15 protein-coding genes are annotated in these 25,789 nt (G+C 34.8%); all 15 read right to left on the bottom strand.

Annotation, left to right across the window (positions count from 1 at the left end; genetic code table 11):
- Positions 1–32: 32 nt before the first annotated feature.
- Complete coding sequence (locus K7G79_RS07510) at positions 33–905, bottom strand: AraC family transcriptional regulator (RefSeq protein ID WP_223550674.1); 873 nt, start codon at positions 903–905, stop codon at positions 33–35.
- Between the two features lie 131 nt (positions 906–1,036).
- Positions 1,037–2,722: a beta-N-acetylhexosaminidase gene (locus tag K7G79_RS07505; protein ID WP_223550672.1), complete on the bottom strand. Its 1,686-nt coding sequence runs from the start codon at positions 2,720–2,722 to the stop codon at positions 1,037–1,039.
- Between the two features lie 21 nt (positions 2,723–2,743).
- Entirely contained in the window at positions 2,744–4,078 is a 1,335-nt protein-coding gene (fucP, locus tag K7G79_RS07500) for an L-fucose:H+ symporter permease (protein ID WP_223550670.1), read from the bottom strand.
- Between the two features lie 110 nt (positions 4,079–4,188).
- A complete protein-coding gene (locus K7G79_RS07495; protein ID WP_223550668.1) occupies positions 4,189–5,997 on the bottom strand; it encodes an alpha-L-fucosidase in 1,809 nt (602 codons plus the stop codon).
- A gap of 126 nt (positions 5,998–6,123) precedes the next feature.
- Positions 6,124–6,954 carry an endonuclease/exonuclease/phosphatase family protein gene (locus K7G79_RS07490; RefSeq protein ID WP_223550666.1) on the bottom strand — a complete coding sequence of 277 codons (831 nt, stop codon included), beginning with the start codon at positions 6,952–6,954 and terminating at the stop codon, positions 6,124–6,126.
- Between the two features lie 2 nt (positions 6,955–6,956).
- The gene (locus K7G79_RS07485; protein ID WP_223550665.1) at positions 6,957–9,188 is read right to left on the bottom strand and encodes a DUF4838 domain-containing protein; all 2,232 of its coding nucleotides are present in this window, start codon (positions 9,186–9,188) and stop codon (positions 6,957–6,959) included.
- Between the two features lie 16 nt (positions 9,189–9,204).
- Positions 9,205–11,859, bottom strand: a complete 2,655-nt coding sequence (locus K7G79_RS07480; protein WP_223550663.1) for a glycoside hydrolase family 3 N-terminal domain-containing protein — start codon at positions 11,857–11,859, stop codon at positions 9,205–9,207.
- A gap of 38 nt (positions 11,860–11,897) precedes the next feature.
- Positions 11,898–14,153, bottom strand: coding sequence for a GH92 family glycosyl hydrolase (locus tag K7G79_RS07475; RefSeq protein WP_223550661.1), 2,256 nt, complete (start codon positions 14,151–14,153; stop codon positions 11,898–11,900).
- Positions 14,154–14,171: 18 nt separating this feature from the next.
- Positions 14,172–16,421 carry a hypothetical protein gene (locus K7G79_RS07470; protein WP_223550659.1) on the bottom strand — a complete coding sequence of 750 codons (2,250 nt, stop codon included), beginning with the start codon at positions 16,419–16,421 and terminating at the stop codon, positions 14,172–14,174.
- Positions 16,422–16,630: 209 nt separating this feature from the next.
- On the bottom strand, positions 16,631–18,127 hold the full coding sequence (locus K7G79_RS07465; protein WP_223550657.1) for an alpha-L-fucosidase: 1,497 nt from the start codon (positions 18,125–18,127) through the stop codon (positions 16,631–16,633).
- A gap of 18 nt (positions 18,128–18,145) precedes the next feature.
- Positions 18,146–20,485: a GH92 family glycosyl hydrolase gene (locus K7G79_RS07460; RefSeq protein WP_223550655.1), complete on the bottom strand. Its 2,340-nt coding sequence runs from the start codon at positions 20,483–20,485 to the stop codon at positions 18,146–18,148.
- 2 nt (positions 20,486–20,487) lie between these two features.
- Positions 20,488–21,819 (bottom strand): alpha-L-fucosidase, encoded by a 1,332-nt coding sequence (locus K7G79_RS07455; protein WP_223550653.1) that lies wholly within the window; start codon positions 21,817–21,819, stop codon positions 20,488–20,490.
- Positions 21,820–21,824: 5 nt separating this feature from the next.
- On the bottom strand, positions 21,825–23,939 hold the full coding sequence (locus K7G79_RS07450; RefSeq protein ID WP_223550651.1) for a c-type cytochrome domain-containing protein: 2,115 nt from the start codon (positions 23,937–23,939) through the stop codon (positions 21,825–21,827).
- A gap of 4 nt (positions 23,940–23,943) precedes the next feature.
- Positions 23,944–24,747 (bottom strand): chitobiase/beta-hexosaminidase C-terminal domain-containing protein, encoded by an 804-nt coding sequence (locus K7G79_RS07445; protein ID WP_223550649.1) that lies wholly within the window; start codon positions 24,745–24,747, stop codon positions 23,944–23,946.
- Positions 24,744–25,787 (bottom strand): 6-bladed beta-propeller, encoded by a 1,044-nt coding sequence (locus K7G79_RS07440; RefSeq protein ID WP_223550647.1) that lies wholly within the window; start codon positions 25,785–25,787, stop codon positions 24,744–24,746. Before K7G79_RS07440 ends, K7G79_RS07445 begins: the two co-directional genes overlap by 4 nt.
- Positions 25,788–25,789: the final 2 nt, after the last annotated feature.

Raw genomic sequence — 25,789 nt, 5'->3', positions numbered from 1 at the left:
TATGTAAAAAGAAGAGCTTTTTTTGCTATAAATTACATTTCGCTTTTTGAGTGCATCTTAATATACTCAGTTGGAGAATATTTCATTGTTTTCTTAAATTGCCTGTTGAAATTGGAAATGTTATTAAATCCAGACTCGAAGCATATTTCAGAAATATTACTTTTGGCCTCCATTAATAGTTTACATGAGTATCCAACACGTACCTCATTTAAATATTCACTAAATGTTTTTCTGTTAACACGTTTAAAAAATCTACTAAATGCTGAAGGATTCATGCAAGCAACTTCTGCAACGTCATTAAGGGTTATGTTTTCTCTAAAATTTTTAATAATATATTCATAGACATTTTCTAAATTCTTTTTTCCTGATATTTCAAATGAGTTGATAAATCCACTACTGGATAGTAGCCTGTAATCTTTATGTTCAGATAAAAAATGCAGAATTTTAAAAAATTTTATAGTTTTATCAAAACCGCCTAGGTTATTAATGCTTTTAATCCATTTGGAAACTGACTTTAATTCTCCTGAAAACTTGATACCGTATTTAGCTCTATTTATTAATTCTTTTATAGACTTCATTTCAGGCATATTAAAAAAGCCTTCTCCGGCAAAGTGTTCGTTGAAATGGATAGAAATGGCCTTGGCTTTTAACATGGAATCTTTCTCGAAATACTCTTTATCATTCAGCCACATGTGAGGTAAGTTTTTGCCAATTAAAATAATGTCGCCTTTGCTAAAGGGTTCGATATTATCACCTATAAATCGAGTGCCATTACTTTCTAAAATAATAACTAATTCTAATTCTGGGTGATAGTGCCAAACTTTTAAGAAATGAGTAAAGGATTTTTTCCCAATTAGCAGTGAATTATTACCTAAGCTACTTCTATTTAATAAATGTAGTTTCATTATTAGTTATAATGGTTTAAACACCAATACTAAAGTACATAATTTAAAAGATTAAACCAAAGTTTATAAAAAAAGGCAATAAAAGTATTACAACCAATACTTTTATTGCCTAAACTATAACTTAAATTAGATTATTTTTCTTTTATACTGTGTTTAGCATAATTGAGGCCCATAGCATCATATCTGTTTGAAAAATGTTGTAATCTGGATTCAAAATCTTCCCAATTTCTAGAATTCTCTGGAGACCAAACTACTTCCGATAGGGCTGTCATTCTTGGTAAAATCATATATTCAACATAATCAGTAGTTTCCATATATTCTGTCCAAACATTGCCTTGAGCTCCTAAAATATATTTACTATCTTCTTCAGAAAGTTCTTCAGGAGTAGGTTCATAAGCATACACATCGGCTACGGTTGTATTTCCACCTATAGCCAAGGGTTCTTTTTCTTTTTCTTCCTTATCATGAACTTGGTAATGATCAAAATAGCATGAATGTCCCGGTGTCATAATAACATCGTGTTTTTGTTTTGCTGCCTCAATCCCCCCTTTGGTACCTCGCCATGACATTACTGTGGCATTCGGAGCTAAGCCACCTTCTAAAATTTCGTCCCAACCAATAATATTTTTGCCTTTTGAATTTAGGTATTTTTCAATTCGTGTAATGAAATAACTTTGTAATTCGTGCTCATCGTGCAAGCCTTCATCTTTAATTCTTTTTTGACAATTAGCGCATCTTTTCCAGTTTGCCTTTGGGCATTCATCGCCTCCAATGTGTATATATTCGGAAGGGAATAATGGGATGACTTCATCCAGAACGTCTTGAAGGAAAGCAAAGGTTTCATCTTTTCCGGCACAGTACACATCATCAAAAACACCCCAAGTCTCTTGAACAATTTTTGGAGTGCCTTCAGCTATAATTTGTTTTCCTTTTTCAGACATCATATTATTGGTAACAATCGTTGGTTCTTCGGGAAAACAGCTTAAGCTAGGATAGGCTGCAATGGCGGCACTACTATGACCCGGTAATTCGATTTCTGGAATAACGGTAACATGACGTTGGGCTGCATAGGCTACAATATCCTTAATTTCTTCTTGTGTGTAGAATCCGCCATATCGTTTTTGGTCATTTTCGGTACCGGGGTGGTGTCCCACAATTGTACCGTTTCTATAACCTCCTATTTCGGTTAGCTTCGGATATTTTTTTATTTCAATGCGCCATCCTTGGTCTTCTGTTAAATGCCAATGAAATGTGTTCATTTTATGCAAGGCAATTAAATCGATATATTTTTTAATAAAGTCTACTGGAAAGAAATGACGTGCGACATCTAAATGCATACCCCTGTATTGATAACGTGGACGATCCTTAATGGTAACTGCTGGAATGGTTAATTCATCTGATTTTACGGATTCAGTTGCAGCAGGTATTAATTGTCTCAAAGTTTGTATGCCATAAAATACACCTTTAGCAGTTTTTCCTGAAACAATGATTTGATTGTAACTTACTGAAAGTGAATAACCTTCTTCGCTTTCAATAGTGTCATCAATTTTTAACTGAATGGTTCCAGTTTCACCAGTACTAACATCAACTCCAGAAGCAAGACTTAACATCTCTGCAAGATAATTGGATTCGTTTTGTAGTGCGTTATCAGCAGATATTTTAGTATTTACATCTACTAAAAATTTTCCGTTAGCTACTTCCAATGAAGCAGGCTTAGGTATAATTTGATAATCCTGTTCCGTATTTACTACATCTTTATACTTATTTGTACAGGAAAAATTTACCAGGCATATTAATCCTAAAATTGCAATTCTCATATTATTTGTTTTATTATTAATTTATTCTGTTACATGTAATATGTCGTCTGTAGCTTCATGTCTTTTAAATACCCTAAAGCCATACCATGCTATATACACAAAGCACAGTAGTGGTAAAATAAAAGAGAAATTTACTTCAGAAACACCAAGAATTTCTGTGTCTGCAACACCATTACCTCCAGCATCTATGATCATACCTTGCAATTTTGGCATTAATGCACCACCTACAATGGCCATAACTAATCCAGCAGAACCTATTTTTGATTGCTCTTCGGTTAAATCGCCTAGGGCAATACCATAAATGGTTGGAAACATTAAGGACATAAAGAAGGAAATAATAACTAGACAATACAACCCGGCAGCACCTTGTATAAAGATAGTTCCAGCTGTAAATGCTAAAGCCAATAAAGCAAAATACATTAGAAGTTTACCAGAACTAATAAAACGTAGCATATATGTGCCGACAGCCCGACCAACAATAAATAAAATAAAAGCAGCAAGTTGGTAGCTTCCAGCTGTTACACTATCTATACCAATGCCTTCTGCATATTGGTATATATAAGTCCAACACATAATTTGCGCTCCAACATACAGTATTTGAGCCAAAACGCCTAAAATGTATTTAACGTTTTTACCCAAAGTAGCGAATGTAACACTTATACTTGGCATGCTACCTTCATCTTTAGATTGAGGCATTTTACTTACTACAAACAACACAAAAATACCAACTAAAACCAAGCCCAAAATAACATACGGATTACGAATAACCATTAAATCAGCAGTTTTAATGGCAATTTTTGAGGCTTCGTCGAGAAGGCTAAAATCTGTTACATCATCCGATTGTAAATTTCTTAAAACAAATTGTTGAGCCACTAATAGACCGGCAATAAGACCTACCGGATTGAAGGCTTGGGCTAAATTTAATCGTTGGGTTGCCGTTTCTTTGGCTCCCATAGCTAAAATATATGGGTTGGCAGCAGTTTCTAAAAATGCAAGACCAAATGTTAATACATATAATCCCATACAGAAAAACAAAAAGCTTTCCGATTGTGCTGCCGGATAGAACAATAAAGCACCTGTGGCATATAACGCCAATCCAATTAAAATCCCTACTTTATAGGAGTACTTTCGCATAAACATAGCCGCAGGCAAAGCCATACAAAAATACCCGCCATAAAATGCCATTTGAACCCAAGCAGCTTGTGAGTTTGATAACTCTAATACTTTTTTAAAGGCCTGAACCATAGGGTCTGTTACGGCATTAGCAAAACCCCATAAAGCAAAAAGCGAGGTTACTAAAATAAAAGGTATTAAAACTTTTTTTGATACCACTGGAATTTTACTGAATGTATCCATAAAACGTAATTAATTTTAAGGGCTTAATTTACTAAACCCATGGGTTAATGTTATTTTTTTAGCTGGAAAATTTAAAAAGTGCTCTAAGCATATTTATTAAAGCTATAAAATTATTGATGCACTATTTCAAAGGTCCAAGCATCATGCGATGGTAAATCTACATATTTTATATCTTTTGTATCTATAATCAAGCTATTATTACTGTAAGACCAATTTAAGTTTTTATCTAATCCAAGCATTTTAATTGTTGCATTTTCTCCAGGATTGGGAATATTAAGCACCAACTCCTCTTCAGGCCAATCAAAACTTATAGCGTAAAGTTTATTACCATTTTGTGTAAAACACAGGTAGGTTTTAAGGGAACTGTAATTGCCAGTTAAACCTTGTTTGGTTCTTGTAGCATCTACAAAGAATGAAGATTCAGGAATTATTTGTTTATCAACAGTATTGGTACTCCAATACAATTTTATAGATGCATTTAAATCTTTTTCTCTATACTGAATTTTAATGGGGTAGGCTATTCCAGCCTTTAATTTTAATTTGCCTTGGGAAGCCGAACTATTATTTGATCCCATGACTTCCGATTGTGTACCTTTAACCGAATAGTTTAAGTTGATAATTTGTTTTCCATCAATATAAACCACTGCTTCATCATCAGCTTCTACATTAAAAGTGAAATTACCTGACTCTGGAGCCACTATAAAACCGTTCCACTCCACAGAAAAATGGTCTTCTTTAATGCCTTTTATGGGAGAGTTTCTAACCCAATTAAAGTTGATATTTTTATCAATACGCTTAAAGGCAACTTTTTTTTCCAATTCTTTAATACTATAGGTTTCCGATCCATAAATAGCATCGCCATTTATATGAAGCCAATTGCCTAATTGAATAAGTCGTTCTTGCTGAATAAGTGGAATTTGCCCATCTGCTTTTGGACCAACATTTAAAATCATACCACCACCATTGGCTACGGCTTGCACAAAACGATGGATTAGTTCCTGCGATGTACCATAAGCTTCCAAAGTCTCATTGCGGTTTAGTCCAAACGACCTGCCTAGCCCCCTTACTTCGGTCCAAGGTCTATTGGTAACTTTAATTCCTGCGCTATATTCTGGAGTTAAAAACCCAACATCCAAACCGCTTCCCCATCTATTGTTTACTATGGCATCATCGCCAACCAAATTATAATACCAATGGATGAGTTCCGCTGAATGCCATTGTTTTGCTGAATTGAACCATTCGCCATCAGCAAAAATTAAAGTGGGTTTATAAGTACTTATTAATTCCTTAAATTGAGGAATCATATAGTTATCGACATAGTTGCCTATACTGTCATGGGGATCTGTGTACCAACGGTGCAGCGGATGGTTCCATTCTGCCAAGGAATAGTATAATCCCATTTTAAGATTCGTTTTCCTAACGGCATTAGTCAATTCCCCAACAATATCCCTTTTTGGGCCTACATCTACACTATTCCAGTTTCTGTTATACTTACTTGGCCAAAGTGCATAACCGTCATGGTGTTTTGAAACAAGCATTACGTATTTAGCACCTGCTCTTTCAAATAAGCTAGCCCATTCATCTGGGTTGAATAATTCGGCTTTGAACAATGGTGCAAAATCTTTATAAGTGAAGTTTTGCCCATAGGTGTTTTTCATAAAATTTGTACGCAATGAATCGTTAACTTGTAAACCTCTTAAAAACCATTCGCCATACGATTCTTTTCTACCATATGAAGGAACTGAATATAACCCCCAATGAATAAAAATGCCCAATTTAGCATCTTTAAACCATTTAGGGTAAGGACGTTCGGTTATTTCTTTTGAGTAATCAATGTCATTGCTATTTTGAGCAAAAGACATTCGTAAGAAGCCAAAAATTATAAAGGATACTATTAATTTCTTAACTATAGACATCATTTTTCCACCATTTTAACAAATAAAAATGAAAAACTAGTTTTTTTCTACTACTAATAAGACTTAAACTAATATTATTTTTGCTAGTTACGTTTTTTAAAATTAATTCAGGTAAACATTTTGGTTGTTTTATAATAACAATTCAATACATACCGGTAAATGGTCAGAGGGGTACTTATCGTCTTTCATGTCACTTAAAACAATATATCTTTTTACTTTAATGCTCTTACTTGTAAATATATAATCAATGCGATCATTTATTGGTCTAGTAAAATCAAAACCATTAAAAGTTCCTTTTGGACCAACAGGCAAGGTGCTACAAGCCAATTTACTGTCATTAAAAATACTTGATAGGTATTTAATGGGTTTACTTTCAGGTTTTAAATTAAAATCCCCAGTAATAATAACAGGATAATTATGTTTGTTTAAATGCTGTATGGTTTCAGCAATTAGTATTGAACTTTGTTCTCGGGCAATATTTCCAATATGATCGAAATGAGTATTAAAAACCCAAAAGTGTTCCTTATTGGTTTTGTTTTTAAATAGTGCATAAGTACAAATGCGTTCCATGGCCGCATCCCAACCAATAGATATTTTTTTTGGTGTTTCAGATAACCAAAAGGTCTCAGTTTTAATGACTTTAAATGTATTGGAATTATAAAAAATAGCACTGTATTCTCCTTTGGTTTTGCCATCATCCCTGCCTACACCAACATACTTGTAATCAACAAGTATACTATCCAAATAAACAATTTGATGATGTAAACCTTCTTGAATTCCAATAATATCTGGTTTATTCGAAAGTATTTGATTACTTATTGGAGCTTTTCTGTTAGACCAGTTGTTTTCGCCATCGTTTGGATTGTCATAACGTATGTTGTAGGTCATTATTTTATAGTTTTGTGCAAATACAAAGCCTGTAAAAAGCATAGTTAGAGCAATTATTAAGATCTTTTTCATGGTTAGTTAATAATTACTTCATCAGCAAAAACCCACGACGGTAACCCTGCAGCATGGTGCCAATAGGGGGCTTCTTTTAAATTAATGGCTTTTAGCTTTAAATAGCGAAACGATGTTGGTTTAATGGTTAAATTAAAGTATTGAATATCGTTTGTTTTACTTGATTTATTTAATGGATACTCATTGACTACGACTCCCAATTCCTTAAAATTTTTTCCGTTGGTAGAGCCATAGTAAGACACTTGTTTTGGAAAGAATACAATGTGGTTGGTCACTTGCAAAAAGGCTGTTGAAATGGAGGATACTTGCTGTGATGTTTTTAAATCGATAATAGCTTCTAAGTCATTGCCCTCAAAGCCTAGCCAATTGGAATAAAAATTAGCACCACCCAAAGCGCCATCGGTCAGGGATAGAGGATCTTCGTTGGCATATTTTTTTGGCTTGGTTAATAATGTAACTGATTTTCCTGATGCCAAATTGGGCTGCATGGCAACTTCAACTGATCTTAAATAGGCCTCACCATATTCTTTGGTGGTGTAGCCCATTTCGTTCATCAAGCTGATATTAGCTTCTTTACAGGTATACATGAAATTTTCAATCAAAGTTTTAGAGTTTTCATTTAAAACAAAATCTTTCGAAACATGTTTTCTGCAGGCTTCTAATATAGCATAATCAATTCCCAATCGAGCTTGCTTTACACGTTTTAAAATTTCAGGCTTGTTTGTAACAGCATTTTCAGCTTTGTCAAAAAGTGTTTTGTATTCTTTTAGAAGCGCCGGACTCAAATAGCTATTAAATGCTTGGGATGGATCGCCATAAAGAAATAGAAAAAAGTCAGTGTGTTTTTGCAGTTCAATATGGATTGTATCTATATATTTTTTTATAAAAGGCCCTGCTTCTTGGTAATAACCATTAGTAAATTCTGTAATAAGTTCATTAACATTCAAATCGGGGTTCCAAAGGAGTTTAGCCATAAGATATGAGCGTAGCTCAAACAATTCGCTTGGATTGTGACTGTGCTGCTCAAAGACCCATTTTGTATGGTTGTCCCTAAAGAATTGAATGTTGGGCTGCAGGGTGTTGAGATTTGGGAAAGGTGCTAAAAAGTTGGTAAACTGTGTAGTGTAATCCCAAATTCGGATATTATTGGTGAGTTTGCTCCAGCCCCTAATATCATCTGCGAAATCAGTACATTTTTTAGTGATGGGGGCACTACGGTCACATTCAATGGAGCACAAGGTAATTAGTACATTGTCTAAAGGTTTTGTTTTACAAGGCTTTCGTGTGTATTGGTAAGCCAATGTGGAAATGGTCTTGTTTGGAAACGCTTTGGCTATTTCGTTTACAAAACGAATCATAGTACCCGATTGGCTGTCTTCCTCATTATCAATTTTACTGCAATTATCACAAGTACAATATTGCGTATTATCATTACTACTTACCGAAATTACTAAAGCTTCTGGGTATTGTTTAAACAATGAATGTACCGAATCTTTTACAATTTCCAAAACAGTTTTATTGGTTAAACACAGTTGTGTTGGGAGACGTTTTCCATTTCTTAAAGCAAAATATTCTGGATGAGATTTATAAAATTGTTCTTCGGGTAAAAAACGATGGAAGGTGTGCACCCTTGCTTTTGGGACATAATAAGGAAATGCTTGGGTCGTTACTTTATGTTTTTCCGAAAAAATGGTATCGGTATAAAACAGTTTCGAATGAACGGTTCGGGTTTTAATTTCAGGGCTATAACTATACGCTATAGGCAATTGTAAAGTAATTGAGGTTGAATTTGGAATATGATCCACTTTAGGTGCTAACCATTTGCAATCCAAATAGCGTTCTAAAAATTCGTATACTGCAAATCTTAGGGCCCTATCCGAACCTCCATTTATAAACAGATTTTTGTTGTCTTCTTTGATGAGGATTTGATCTTTTTCTAAGCTGTTATCAACGATAGTCCCCACATAAATTTTGTGTTTATTTATATTCTGAGAACTTTCATCCACCAATTCCAAATGAACACCAGTAATTTTTTTAATGTAATTTTGAAGAATTTGAGCTGATTGGTAATGATGTTTTGTAGCCGAATCTAAAACCACGATATCGTAGTTTGAACGTCCATCATATACAAGTTCTAGTATATTTTTTTCTTTACATGAAAAGAATAACACAAATAAAGTAATTGGCATCCATAAAAAATTAGAGATACGTTTAAACACTTTCAGCTTTTTCATGAATACTTTTTTAGGGTTATTCTATAACTTCAAAAGAAGATTTAATTACATCTACTGAATTACCACCTACCATCACTTCAAAAGTTCCAGGTTCAACAACGCGATTCATATCACGATTCCAAATGCTTAATTCATTGGGGGATAGGGTAAAGGATATAGTTTGGGTTTCTCCTTTTTTAATGAATACACGCCTGAAGCCTTTAAGTGTTTTCCGGGGAGTTGTAACACTACTGTATGTGTCATTAATGTACAGTTGTACAACTTCCTCTCCATCTAGGTCACCTGTATTTTTAACATCCACAGATACATTCACAGATGCCCCAATTTTAATGCTCCCGGAACTTACTTTTAGGTTGCTATACTCGAATGTAGTGTAACTCAACCCAAAACCAAAAGGGTAAAGGGGGTTTTCACTTTCTTTCACATACCTATGGATACTTGAGGGTTTTTGATTGTAGTATATAGGTAGTTGTCCAACTGATTTTGGTACCGTAATAGGGAGTCTTCCAGCGGGATTATAATCACCAAACAATACATCTGCTATAGCTTTACCTCCAGCTTCACCAGGAAACCATCCTTCTACAATTGCTGGAACATTATTGTTAATCCAGTTTATTGAAAGCGGTCTACCATTTAAAAGTACACAGACTACAGGTGTACCCGTTTTAGTGATTTCTTTTATGAAATCTTCTTGAACACCATGTAAATCTAGCGTTGCAACATCCCTATTTTCTTCAACCAATTCTCTCGACTCGCCTAAAACGACTATGGCAACATCAGCTTTTTTTGCAAGTTCTATGGCAGGTTTCATATTTACTTTTTCAAGATTCCAACGTAAATGTGCTCTGGCTCCCCAGCCCCCTTCCCACATTTCAATACGAACTTTGTAGGTTTTTCCAGCTTCAACATTAGTAGGGGTAGTAACTATATTGGTACCTCCTTTTTTCCAATTATCAATAACCAACTTATCATCAATCCACATTCTAATACCATCGTCTGAACTAAGGCCCAGCCATCCGTTAAACGATTTATTAGCTTTTATAAAACCTGTCCAACGTATTGAAAATTGATCATCATTAACTCCTTCACCAGGAGACCATGGCCAATCGAATTCCAATTGTTTGTCTATTCTAGTTAAAACAGGGGTCCCTTCTAAATTCATATTGTTAAAATATTCACCTTTTAACCCGTTTTGGGATTGGTCTGGTGTTAATAAGCATGGGGATGGAATGACTTGTCCTTTAACTATTAATGGTACGCCTTCATGATATAGTACGTTAGTGTTTTTTCCAAGAACCTCTTTTATGCCTTCAAGAACTGTAATAGCTTTTTTGTTTCTTACAGAATATCCACCCAAACGGGAAGCATCGGCATTAGGTCCTAAAACGGCAACGGTTTTAATGTCTTTTTTAAGAGGCAATGTTTTCTTTTCATTTTTTAACAAACAAATGGATTTTTGCCCAGCCAATAGTGCGAGATCTTGATGCTTTTTGGAGTGAAATCTTTCGTCTATAAGTTTTTGGTTTGTATATGGGTTTTCAAAAAGACCAAGTAAAAACTTTAAGCGTAACACACCTCCAGCGGCTCTATCTATGTGCTGCATAGAAAGCGCATTTTCTGTCACAAGGTCAATAATGGTTTGTTGCCAAAATTCGTTTGTAAAATCATAAAATTGCATGTCTACACCGGCTTTAATAGCTTCCAGGATGCTTTCTTTAGGGGAACTTGTAACATAATGAGTAGTTTGAACATATTTTATAGCTCCAAGATCTGAAATAACAATACCTTTAAAGCCCCATTCTTTTCTTAACACATCGGTAAGCAACCAAGAGTTAACAGCACAAGGAATACCATCCAATTCTGAATAGGCGCACATTGCGCCTAAGGCATTACCTTTAGTGTATGCTTTTTCAAAAACGGACAAAAAATCTTCTCTTGCGGTACGTTGTCCTACAATCACTGGTGACGAATTTCCTCCTGCTTGAGGATAACTATGAACGGCAAAGTGTTTCGGTTCAGCAATAATAGATCTGTCTGAAGATAGCGAGTCGCCTTGGATACCAGTTATCATGGCCAAACCTATTTCTCCAGCCAAATAAGCATCTTCACTAAAAGTTTCTGCAACTCTTCCCCATCTTGGTTCTCTACCTACCCCTAGTACAGGCCCTAATCCATAATGCACACCATGGGCCCGGGCTTCGGTACCCACAACTTGTCCTACTTGAGCCATTAAATCAGTGTCCCAAGTGGCTCCAAGTCCAATACTCATGGGGAAAGCCGTGCTTCCATCGTCTAAATAACCATGAAGCATTTCACACATTATTAATGCAGGAATGCCCCAGCGATTATTTTTAATGACATGAGTTTGTAAATCGTTTATCATTTTGGCAGAACGCGGGTAAATGTCATGGATTGCACCAACCCCTAAATGGTTTCCAATAAGTTTTTGGGTTTTAGTTTCCGAAAATTGCTCATCTTCTTTAAAAGCAGGACCTTTGTACATGTCCATTTGACGTACTTTTTCCTCTAAGCTCATTCTGCTTAATAAATCTTTCACTCTCTCCTCTACATCCAAATTAGAGTCTTGATAAGGGTGTTTTATTGTTTTTTGAGCATTAATTGTTTGAATGACTGTAAGTAAAATTACTAATAGAATATTTGCTTTTTTCATCAATATGAGTATTTTGTTTTATTGTAAATAAAACCTGTTTATTTTAAATTAATTTTTAAAAGTTGCCCATTAACCAGTTTATCATGGGATATAAAGTAACTGTTTAAGTTTTCGTTGTTGATTTGAATATTTTTTATGTGTTTTTTGCCAGTTTTAAAAGAATTGGAAGTTATTACAAGGGTGTTGTTTTTATAATAGCGTTTGTCCAGATGAATAGTGACTTTATCGAAGACTGGTGTGGTAATGGTGTATAAAGGTTTTGCTGGTAATACAGGATAAATACCCATCATACTATAAATTAGCCAAGCACTCATGGTTCCGGTATCGTCATTGCCAGGGAGACCAGCTGGTTTATTGGTAAAATATGTTTTTATGAGATTAGAAACTCGGTCTTGGGTTTTCCATTCATAACCATTTGTAAAATTGTATAAATAGGGATATGCAATATCGGGCTCATTAGCCATATCAAACAGATTTTTTTCAAACACTTCATCTAACTTTTTCACAAATTGATTTTGTCCACCCATACTTCTCATTAGCCATGGTATGTCATGGGAAACCATGAAAGTATATTGCCATGAATTGCCTTCTATAAAGCCAAGGTTTTTTTCAAAATTTGCACCTTTGTTTGGATCGAAAGGGGAGTACCATGAACCGTCATGGTTTTTTGGACGCAACAAGTTGAATTCTTTGTCGAATAAATTTCTATAGGAAATAGAACGTTTTGAGAATAATTTATAATCTTTTGTTTTGCCTAAGGTTTTTGCTAATTGAGCAATAGCAAAGTCAGAAATATTATATTCCTGTGTTGTAGAAACCGACCCACTTTTTGTTGTGGTTGTCGTTAAAAACCCCTTGTTTACATAATCTTTAATTCCAGGACGAAGCGGATTATTTTCTAACTGCATTGCACTTTTACTCATGGCTTCATAGGCTTTTTCTATATCAAAATCATTAATACCTCTTAAATAGGTGTCGGCTATCACAATTCCTGCAGGATCACCAACCATGGTAGTAGTTTCGGTAGCATTGAGCTCCCATTTTGGTAACCAACCACTTTCGTCATAAATGCTTATCATGCTTTTTATCATGTCTGATTGTTGTTTTGGGTAGACCAAGGACATGAGAGAATGCAAGTTTCTATAGGTGTCCCAAAAGGAAAACACTGTAAATCGTGTACCACTAGTATTGGCTGTTTCCCGTTTTGACATAGTAGGGTATTCACCATTAACATCATTTAAAATATTTGGGTGAATGAGTGTGTGGTACAAAGCAGTATAAAAAATGGTCTTGTCGTCTTTAGTGCCACCTTCTACTTCAATTTTGGAGAGTAGATCATTCCAGTAAGTTGATGTCTTTTTATAAATATCTATAAATGTTAACCCTTCTGTTTCTCTCTCTAGGTTTTCTCTTGCATTTTCAATACTTACATAAGACACCCCTATTTTAACCTCAACTTCTGTGGGTTCTTTAAAATTATAGCTAAAATAACTTCCTATGCTATCACCAATAACTTCTTTTCTATATTGCTTGTACAGACGGATTTTACCATTATACCCCATCCATTGGCCTTCTAATCCTTCATATTTTCGAGGTTTTTTCCAGACGCCATATTTATCGGCGGGTTTACTAAACTTTGCTACGAAAAAGACTGGGTAAGATTCATCGGGTTTATAATAACAAAATGACCCCACGTTACGCATACCTTCTACTTCGGTAGGTGATACAATTTTTACAGTTGCTCCTTCTTCATTGGTTAATCCTAAGCCTAAATTGATTAATATGTTTGCCTGGCCTTCAGGGAAATAGTATTTAGAAATACCCGTTCTAGTTGTAGCCGTGGTTTCTACTTTTACCTTATACTTGTTAAGTGTTGTACTGTAATAACCAGGTTTGGCAATTTCAAACGAATAGGGGGAGCCATATTTTACAAAATCAGTTTCTAATTCTCCAGTAGTAGGCATAGTTAGAATAACACCTAAATCAGGACACCCTACCCCACTTAAGTTTACGTGGCTAAATCCTGTTAAAAAAGTGTTTTCATAGACATAAGGATTGGAGAGCCACCGACTATCTTTTTCCATTGGTGCATTTTGTGTTCCAGCCACGTTAAAAGGTGATACACTAACCATACCTCTAGGGGCGATAGCCCCTGGGTTAGTGGCTCCATAATTGGAGGTTCCTATAAATGGATTGACATAATCCTTAGGAGTTTGAGCATACAACTGGTATACAAGAGTAAATAAAAATATGGTAGATAAAAGCTTTAACGATTTAAGTTCTTTAATCAACATCTTTATAATTTTTATGTGTTACTCATTTTTAGTCAACAAAATGGATTTTCCCATAGTTTTAACTTGTAATTCTATTTCAGAATCCTCGTCACTTAAAAATTCGCAATCTAGCGTTAATGAATGATCTCCTTTTGTAATTTCAATAGTATCAATATTTAAATCTATAGTTTTGATAATGTTCCAGTTTTTATCGTACAGAAAGCCTTCATCACCACCTTTGTATTTAAATATCTGGTTGTTGGTTAGGGTTATGGGTAACTGGATTTTCTTATAGTTATCTAACTCTATTATAATATTTTTACATATAGTGGCTTTTGATGGTTTAATGGTAAATACCAACGGTTGCATACCAGATGAATTTTCAAAATTAAATGTTGAATATAAAGGTTCTCCAGGTTGCCTTATTTTTTTTGAATGATTTAAGACGTTAAAGGTAATGGGAAATAGCTTCCAAGAGTTTTCTGAAATGGCTTCTAAATGGTATTCATTTTTTAAATTTTCCATTTCTGTTTTTAAGCTTTCTGGAAAAACTCCAGCTAATCTAGCTTGTTCCCATTGTTTAATCAATTCTAGAATAGCGTTAGATTGTCCATGGGTTTGAATAGTTTCGTGAGATGTAACAAATGCATACCCAGCATCAAAAGCGGCACTTCTGGCAAGCATCCATTCCATATCTTCTAGACTGATTTCAGGAGTCATTCTAAACCAACCTAGCATAGCAGGCATGTAGTTTCTTTTAAAATACGGTTGGTTCTTCATGCGATATTCTGTTTGACTTTCACGAAAACCCGCATACCAAGGTTCACCCCAATTCATTCGGGTGAAGATATGCCAGAAAAAATGTGTGGTTCTACTGGCATCGATAATAAACCCGTCTTTGAGGTCTTCCGATAAATTATTGTACCAAACATAAGGCATCATTGCTTCACCGTAATTGCCTAATCCAGTAGATTTATTGCCCTCTAAACCATCAAAAGAGATTTGCTTCATTCCTGTTTTATTATAGACATCAGCAATATTTTTTGAAAGCACTTTTGTCAACTCAGTATTAGATAAAAATACTTTATAAGGATGATCTAGTAATTTGGCAATTTTGGTTCCTGATTTATGTAACGATGGTTTAGTATCAAAAGCACCACGTTGGCAATCTAATAATTTCCAGGGTTTTTTTTCGGAAACACTACCATATCTAATTAATTCGCTGCCAATCCTTACGGTTCGTAAACTGTTATTTTTAAATTGGTTGAAAAAATCTGGTGATGCTATTTGGATTTCTGTTTGTTTATCATCTGTATCTAGTGTGATTTCAGAACTTCCTACTTCAGCCAATCGCTTATCTGGGATAGGTGTTACATAAGAATCATTTGTGGTAATAAAGTTGGAAAGAGTATGGGAGCCTATTGAAATACCTTCTTTTTTTGCTTTTTCAACACAGGCCTTCATTCCTTTATATCCGTTGGGAAATACTTTATTGTACAATTCAAAATGCCCCCAACTTTCATAAAGCTTTCCGGGATGGTATAAATGTTTTAACCCTGCTTGTTTAGTAATTTCTATGGCTTCATCTATGGTTTCTTCATTAAAGTTCATAATGATGTATGCTGAAGAAGCCTCAGGGACTGTTTTCATCCATTTGCCATTTAGGGTTGGATGTGGCAATCCTTCAGTTAATTCAATGGTCTCAATTGTATTTAAAGCATCATTAGTAGGGACCCCAAAAAGGGCTGTTTTTGAGCCTATTATACCACCGTCGTTGTATTTGGGTGAAACAAACTTATCGTGACCTAGGTTTTCTATAATTCTATCTTCATTTCTATTTCTACAATAGGTTTGTAAGCTTGATCCAGCCTTGGTTGGTTTTGCAGCTTCAATTCGATAAAGAACATGGGGTTTTCCTTCTTCATCGAGGTTAGTGATATCGTTTTGTGAAAACACATCAAATTCAGGCATACAATCGTTTTCATTATACGGATATCCGCCCAACGTTTTTAGATTTAAAGATTGGATTCCAAGGGCAAATTCGTCATTGCGAACAACACCTACAGTTTCACCTATAGTTTCACTAATAGTTGTATGGTAAGGCCCCCAAGTTATCAAATCGATATTATCATTGCCTTTTATACCTGCTAACTCGAAAGTGAAAAAAGTTTCTTTAATCTTAAATTTAATTTCAGCTTGTGTATTTGAAGGATAACTTAAAGTTATTATATCTTCTTTTACTTCCATTGCAGTAGGGTACTCGAAAATATCATCAGTACGAATAGCCATCAAGTAAGATGGGGTACTCCTGTCTAAATAGTTTGTGTTTGTGTGTTTATCAAAAATTCCGATGACCTCTCCACTGCTATTAAACTCAAATTTCAGTGAGTTGTTTTTTAATGTTAAGACTTTATTTTTGTTATTGCACGATGTGATGACAAAAAAACAGCTTAAAATTAATACAGCTAAAAGGTTAAAGTTAAATTTTTTAAGCATGATTATTTTTCTATAGCATCAATTTTAAATACCCATGCGTATTTTGATGTTGGGTTGTTTTGTAAAGATTCAGGAACAATTATTTTAAAACCTTTGTCCTGTTTTTTCCATTTCAAATTTTTGTTGGAACCCATCATTCTTATTCTAGTACCTTTTTTAGGGCTAATGGAATTAACAACAATTTCTGAAGGAACTTTGTTTTCACCTTCTTGAGCTAAATAAAACAAAAATACATTACCCGCTTTATTCTGGGTCATACAGATATTGTTTTCCTTGTAAGGAGAAATGGGTTCTGTTGCATAAATGGCACTACTGTTAACGGTCATCCAATCTCCATATTCTTTTAAAAGATCATAGGCCCCTTGTTGCCATTCGCCTTCTGGACTAGGAGCAATGTTTAGTAATAAGTTTCCACCTTTGGCTACAATATCTACCAACATGTGAATACCCGCTCTACCACTCATATACTTGGCGTTGGGGGTGTAAGACCAGCCACCACCAGAAATGATACAGGACTCCCATGGGTATGGTAAAGTCTTTTCTGGCACACGATTTTCAGGAGTTAAATAGTTTTGGTTTTTACCATGTACAGCTCTATCTACAACAATAAGGCCGGGTTGTTTTTTACGTGCCTTAATAACCAGTTCATCCATTTTTATATCTTGATTAATAATACGGTGTTTTAGATAGCCCTCTTCAGCATTGTCGACAGTATGTTTGTACCATTGGGTTATTTCGGCTTTAGGTGTTTTAGCAACCCAGCCACCATCAAGCCAGAGAATATCCACTTTTCCATAATCGGTCATTAATTCCATGATTTGGTTATGGGTAAATTGAACATACTCATTCCATTTTTCAGGATAATCTACAGGAGAATAATTCACATTTCTGTCTTTAGGTGGAAAATACGGATCCCAATAACTCTTAACATGCCAGTCGGGTTTTGAAAAGTAAGCACCGGTCCATAAGCCTTCTTTTCTAAAAGATTTAAAAATTTCTTTAGTAATATTTGCTTTTGGGTGTGATGAAAATGGCGTATTAGGCGATGTGATTTTGTAATCGGTGTATTTGGAATCGAACATACTAAAACCATCATGATGTTTTGTTGTAAAAACCACATATTTCATCCCAGCATATTTTGCTGCTTTAGCCCATCTGTCTGGGTCGAATTTTACAGGGTTGAAAGTGTTTTGCAATCCTTCATATTCTTTTTTGTAGGCAAAATAATTATTAGGGTTGCTGCCTTTTCTGCGTTCGCACCAACCATATTCCTCTGGACATAAGGACCATGATTCTACAATGCCCCATTGGCTATAGGTCCCCCAATGCATGAGCAGTCCAAATTTTAAATCTTGCCATTCGTCTACTTTTTGAATGACCAAGGGATCGGCTTCTGGAACATAACGTTCATCCTCATAAATGGCTTGTGCAGTCATGCAATTATGTGATACAATTAAAACGATAATTGATGTTAAGATACTATGGATTAAATGTTTCATAAGTGTGGATTTATTGTCTTAATATTTATTTTGATTGCTTAATGAATAAGGCATATTTTCGGTATTAATGCCTCTCTCTTTATTAGGTGATTTGCTCATAATAAAATTGAGTTGCCCTCCTTTAATAAGGTCTTGAAAACGAATAAAATTATGTTCCCAGTCCAAATTGTTCAAATAAGCTGAGTTTATATACATGTGGTCTTCTGAATTATTATTAGCAGTTATAATAAAGGTTTTTCCGTTTTCTAATGTAATGGCCGCTTTTTTGAATAAAGGGCTGCCTAATACATATTGGTCAATGCTTGGCGTAACAGGATAAAATCCTAAAGCACTAAACACATACCAAGCAGAGGTTTGTCCGTTATCTTCATCGCCACAATAGCCATCTGGAGTAGGAGTGTATAATTTAGTTAATACCTTGCGAATTTTTTCTTGGGTTTTGTAGGGTACTCCTGCATAATTGTACAAGTAGATCATATGTTGAATGGGTTGATTGCCATGTGCATAGTTGCCCATATTCATAATCTGCATTTCACGTATTTCATGTATGGTAAAACCGTAGTAGGAATCATCAAAATCAGGGGGCATAGTAAAAACTTCATCTAGTTTAGAAATAAAATTTTCTTTTCCACCCATTAAATCGATTAACCCTTGTACATCATGAAACACGGACCAGGTATAATGTAAGCTATTGCCTTCGGTAAACGCATCACCCCATTTTAAAGGGTTGAAAGGAGACTGAAAACTGCCGTCCTCATTTTTACCACGCATAAGATTGGTTGAGGCATCGAATACCTTTTTATAGTTGTTGGATTGCTCGTAAAATGCATTCGCTACATCCTTTTGGCCGAATTTTTCAGCCATTCTGGCTATGGTGAAGTCGGCATAAGCATATTCTAAAGTACGCGCTGTATTTTCATGGATACCGACATTGTAAGGTACGTAGCCTAAGGTATTGTAGTATTCCAAACCTGCGCGTCCTACCGAGTTAACGGGACGTCCTTCGGAAACTTGGGCGTTTTTTAAAACGGCTTCAAAAAGCACATCTGCATCTTTATCTTTTACGTTACCCTTTAAAAAAGCGTCTGCAATAATTGGAGCAGAGTTGGAACCGATCATGCAATCGCGATGCCCTGGACTGGCCCACTCGGGTAACCAGCCCGATTCTTTATAGGTATTGGCCAAACCTTCCATAATTTGACTGTTCAATTCTGGATACATCAAATTAAAAAATGGGAAAACCGCTCTAAAAGTGTCCCAAAACCCATTATCGGTAAACATATATCCTGGTAGCACTTTGCCGTTATATGGGCTGTAATGCAGGATGTTTCCATCGGCATCGTATTCGTAAAATTTTCTTGGGAATAACAACACGCGATACAAACAGGAATAAAAGGTTCGGATGTTATCTACATTATCATCCTCAATGGTAATGCGATGCAATTCGTTTTCCCAAGCCAATTGTGCTTTTTCTTTGGTCTGCTCGAAAGAATCGTTACCTATTTCTTGCTGTAAATTTAATTCGGCTTGCTCTGGGCTAATAAAGGAGGAGGCGACTTTAACGTGTATCTGTTCGCCATTATTGGTTTTAAAACCAATAATGGCACCTACATGCTCACCTTGACTTCTGCTAGAGTTTTTTTGGAGTTGCCAATCATCCCCCCAAGTATGATTCACTTCAAAATCCTTATCAAATTGAGCCACAAAATAATTGTGAAAATTATCAGGAACACCACCACTGTTATTTCGACAGTAGCCAATTATTTTACGTTCTTTTGGGATGATTTTCACCATGGAGCCTTTAAAGAAAGCATCTAGCATAATATAGGATGAATCGGCTTTTGGGAAAGTGAATTTAAAATGGGCCGCACGTTCGGCAGGGGTAACCTCGGCTGTAATATCGTAATCTGCCAAGTACACACTGTAATAATTCGGTTTTACAATTTCAGCTTTATGCGAAAAATAGGAAGCACGTTCGTCTTCTTTGTATTTTAGATTGCCTGTAACAGCCATTAATGAAAAAGCTGCATAATCGTTTATCCAAGGACTTGGTTGATGGGTCTGTTTAATTCCCCTAATGGTTTTGTCATCGTACTTATAGGTCCAGCCATCACCCATTTTAGAGGTTTGAGGTGTCCAGAAGTTCATGCCCCAAGGTGTGGCTATAGCAGGATAGGTATTACCATTGGATAGACTGAAATCAGAATCGGTACCCATTAATGGGTTGACAAAGTCAACGAGGTTGGTTTTTAAACCGATAACAGTTGTATTACTATCTTTTGTATCCTGTTTACACGATGTAAAAGAAAATAAAACAATAATTAGATATACTTTAAAAATCTTTAAAGAGAACTTCATTTTTAATTACTTTCAATTTTTTGCCCTTCCTCTCTATACAAATCTACTTCGCCATCCAATAACACCGCAATTACAGTAACATTATCATCTTGTACTTTTTCAGGCATGTCTATATATAACAAACCGGGAACAGCACTCCAGTATTGTTTACCAACCACCTGATGTGATAACTTTGTGCCATTGCCAACTACCCATATTCTATTGACCTTGTTTTTAAGTCCTTTTATCAATAAGGGACCATTTGGTTTGTAGTCTACATATAAATACAAAATGTTTTTGTCTTTTGATAGTGCGGTATATCCATTAAAGTGACCATGCGGAATACCTGCTCTAGTCCCATAAATAGCTTCTTTATGTTTGTTGGTCCACTTGCCAATACCTTGTAAAATATCTATTTGTTCTTGTGGAATAGTGCCGTCTGGTTTGGGGCCTATGTCAAGCAGTAAATTCCCTCCCATACTAATACAGTCAACTAAAATACGTATCAATTGGTTTACTGATTTATATTGTTTATCGTTTGGTTGGTAGCCCCATGAGTTATTCATGGTTAAACATAATTCCCAATACTTGTTTTCTGGTTTTGTTACGGGCACACCTTGTTCTGGAGTAGCATAGTCACCATAGCCTTGGAGCCTTGAATTTATAATAGTTGTTGGAGTTCTATCCAACAATAATTGACGAATTTCTTTGGCTTTCCATTTTTCAGCAGATTGCTCCCAATCACCATCAAACCAATATAAATCAGGATCGTAACGTGTTAATTCCTCTATTTGGCCGAAATTATATTTGGTGAATTTTTCCCACCGCTTGGCATCTTCGGTATATCGCTTTTCGCCCCTTAAAAAATTAGGGTAATCAGGGTAAGACCAATCCAATAAGGAATAATATAAGCCTACTTTTAGGTTTTCTTTACGAGCAGCCTTAACAAAAGGTGTTAGCAAATCTTTTTTAGCCTTAGTTTGCTTAACCGTATTCAGATTGCCATATTTAGAGTCCCAAAGGGCAACACCATCATGGTGCTTTGTAGTAATAACTGTGTATTTAGCACCACTTTCCTTAATGATGTTGGCCCAATATTCAGGGTTGTATTTTTTGGCCGTAAAACCGTCTAGTTGTTTCATATAGTCAGAATATTGGATGTATTTATTAAAGAAAGACCAAGATTCATCTATGCCATTAACCGAATAAATACCCCAATGAATAAAAACCCCAAACTTTGCGTCTTTAAACCATTCTAGGCGTTCTTCTTTTGATAGTTCAGTATTTTGGCTTTTTGCTATTAATCCAAAAAGAATAAAAAAAGAGGTTGTTGTAATCTTAAAAAAGTGTTTCATTTTTATTACTGTATTAGAATTTCATCTACAAAAAGCCAAGCATCAGTTCCAGCACCTTCGTGCCAACTAGGTAGTGTTTTAAAATTTTCTACCACTACTCTTAAATATTGGGTTTTTGTATTGGGGATATTAATAGTATATTTTTTTATTTCTGTACCATTCCCATATTGTCCCGTTCTGTTAATTGTAAGTTCTCCTATTTTTCTGAAATCAGAATTTTCGTTTGTTGCTGAATATACCAATATTTTCTTGGGAAAAAGAATCCAATTGGCAACATTTTCCAAACAATTTACGGAAATTTTGTCAATGGTCTTAACCGATTCCAAATCTATTGTTGCATTAATGTCATCACCAGAAAATCCTATCCATTTACCGTCCCTAAACAACTCACTACCTTCTTTAAAATCAAATAATTTATTCCCTCCAGGGTATCTTTCGTCGGGTTGGTTCACTAAGTTGTATTTTGAGACTTGGTGTTTTACCTTAAAAAACTTTTTTTCCAATATATTACTTGGTAACCATCCCTTTTTATATGTTCTTATTTTTAATTGTGCAGGGCGATCTAAGAAAATCTTATCTTGGTAAATAAGTGATGTCGAATCGGGGTCAGTACCATCAAGGGTATAATAGATTTTAACATTTTTGATTTTGGATTGAAGCCTAACAGAAATGGTATCTACAAATAAATTTTTATCCGAAAGGAATGTTGGAGTTTCTAAATTAGAAATTTCAACAAAATTAGTATCTGCTGCGCCATATATTACTGTATCATATTTTGATTTTAACATGGCAATAGCTTTATCGTCGACTTCTGTTTGCCATACATAAATGTGCTTTGGAACAATATTTTCCAAAAGTGTATTCAAACCTTTATTAGTAACTTTGGTATTATATAGGTTTAGGGTTTGAAGTCTTTTGGCATTATATAAAGACTTCAAGGACACGTCAGTAATATCAGTATTGTTTATATGTAATTTTTTAAGATTTTTAAACTTTTTAAAACCAATAGTCATTTCATCTGATAGATTGGTATTGCTTAAGTCCAATTCGATAATTTGGTCTTTAATTTTTTCCAACACTTTTAAGGCGTCTTTACTTAGTTCTGTTTTTTGAAATTTTACACTAAGCTCAGGTTTGTTAGGAACTAATTTAAATATTGAAAAGCCAACACCTTTAACCTTATTGATATCGCTCAATGAAGCCTCTTTAATATTATGGGTTTCAAAAACTAGATATTTTTCGAGTAACTTATTTAATGTATCATTTTCAGTTAAATTAACAACTTTATTTTCAAAATTGGCGTTATGGTTTATCCAATAAGAGATAAGCCATTGCTCTTCTTTAGTTAGTTGAGGTTTTCCCTCTGGAGGCATGTGTTTGTCATCTGACAATGGTAGTGTTATGCTTTTAAATAGTTGACTTTCACTAGCATTTCCTTTTACAATTACTTTACCATGTTTCCCTCCTTTTAAAATGTTTTCGGGAGTGTTTAAAGCTAATTCTCCTTTTCTTTTAGTTGTGTTATGGCATTGAATGCATTTGGAATCCAAAATTTTAAAAACAACATCATCAAATAGTTTCAGGCTGTCTATTTGCTTTATAGGCTTCAATTTGACAGGAGTTTTAGCATATTGGGTTAAAAAATCACTTCCATGAGTCAAGATGCTTCCATAATGACCTGTAATTGTAATACCAATCAATGTTAATACAAAAAATGGTATAAACAGTTTTGAGGTGCGTTTCCTTTTAGATTTACTTAAAAGAAATAGACCTGTAATAAGCAAAGTGGAAATTACGCCTAGCCATAAATGTTTATCTAGTGTATTTAAATCATAACCGCCTTCAAATGATAAAAAATAACCTAGAATACAAGCTAATACTGAAAAAACCAAAGAAAACCCTAAAGCATATTGAATAACTAAACTGGGGTAATTGTTTTTTATGCGTCCAACAATATCTATGAATAGGGTAAGTATAATAGCTCCAATGGGGAGGTGCAAAATAACGGGATGGAATCTGCCTAAAAAAAGTACCACCCTTGATGGTTGAACAAATACGATTAAAACCGTAACAAATACAACGGTAATTGTTAAAATATGTTTCGTTTTTAAAACCTTCATTCAGTTAATAGTTTAAAACCCATTCGTCCATAAATAGCCATGCTTTATTTCCTTTTCCTTCATGCCAGTCTGGAATGGATGATACATTTTTTACTTCTACCTGAACATATTTTATGGGTTCCCCAATGGGGATATCAACATGTTTTAAAGATGGGGCCGAAATACCGTCAATTGATTGTAGGTTGATAGACAACTTCTTAAAATTATTACCATCAACCGATGTTTTTACAGTAATATGTTCTGGAGGGAAAATCCAAGAGCTAGGATCACTTAAATAACCAATAGTTAGAGATTTAACAAACGATTCAATTTTTAATTGTAAGGAAGCATGTGCAATGGTATCAAAACCTAGCCATTGAGTATCCTTAAAATCAACAGTTCCTTTTTTGTTGTTGTTTAATGTCAATGAACCAACACCTTTGTAGCGATCACTTGCATTCGAATGCCAAATAATACTATCAATAGGAATGCCTTTTTTATAAAATACTTTCTCAACAATATCGCTTTCTTTCCAGTCAGGATGATAGGCCTTAAATTTATATGTTCCAGGATTTATAACTTTTATTGGCGAAGTATATAGGTTTGAATTTTCAGAAGGAGATTCACCATTAGTCGTATAGTAAATTTTAGTGCCTTCCAATTTTAAGCTCGCAGTTAAATAAGCTATAGAATCTATTAGTTGATTAGTAGCTTCTAGCCTAGGTTGGGTTATTTGAATTTGATCTTGTTGTAAAAACAGGTTCTCTGGTTTCTGCTTACAATTAAAAAATATAAATGCTAAAAAGCATATTATTACTTTTAGCTTCATACTCTTGATAGTTTAATAGGATAAGTGTTTCCTGAATTCCATTGTGCTACATATACATTTTCGTCTTCGTCTATGCAAACATCATGGGGATATTGGAATAACCTAATAGTTTGGTACAACTCTTCTAAATTACTATTATTGTAGGTGGGTGCTGTTGCTCCTGGACAGGAAACAACCTTATTGTTGTTGTCCATTATTAGTAAGAAACCGGAATCGCTATTAGGTGCTTTTTTCGATTTTAATACGGCAAAATAAATATGGTCTTTATGAATTACAGGTCTACAAATCAATGCCCCAGGAATGTCTATTGATGACATATAGTTGCCATCCAAACTGAAACGCTTCAGTATGTTCATTTCCCTGGCAGAAATTAAAATTGATGGATTGTTTTTATCTCTGTTATCGTAACAAATACCATGTGCATTTAAAAATTGGGAATCACCAGTACCTCGACCACCAAAAATGTTCAATAATTCTCCTTTATGGTTGTAATGCAAGATGTATTGATTTCCATAACCATCGGCGACATAAAAATCACCATTTTCCAAAACGGTTGTTTCGGTTGGTTTAAACTCTTCTTTAGCATTGTATTTCCCGGTTTCTTTTGGATAATCTATTTCAAAAATAACTTTACCATCAATAGTAGTTTTAATGATTTGATGTCTTTCATAATCGGTAATTAATAGAAAATCTTCACCGTTTTCTTTGCATAAAGTTAAACCATGACCACCAGGAAATTGAGTGCCCCATGTTTCCAATAATTTGCCCGACTTATCATAGATGATAATATTGTTTTTAGTGTGATTGGTTAGCAAGACAATACGCCCTTTTGAGTCCTGAACCATTTCATGACAATCTTTTACTGGAGTTTTTAATGGATCTAAATTCCCCCAGTTCATATTAACTTTATATTGATGTGAATTATGCCCAATAATAATATCTTTGTTGTCACTAAAAGAAAAAGCATTACTATACAAAGGGGACAATAAGATACCCAACGATGCACAGGATGATTGTTTTAAAAAGATTCTACGGCTCATGA

This window comes from Aestuariivivens sp. NBU2969, assembly GCF_019931125.1.
In the GTDB taxonomy this organism is placed as follows: Bacteria; Bacteroidota; Bacteroidia; order Flavobacteriales; family Flavobacteriaceae; genus Aestuariivivens; species Aestuariivivens marinum.
The sequence above is the reverse complement of the archived record's forward strand: the minus strand, read 5'-3'. Positions and strand labels throughout refer to the sequence as shown.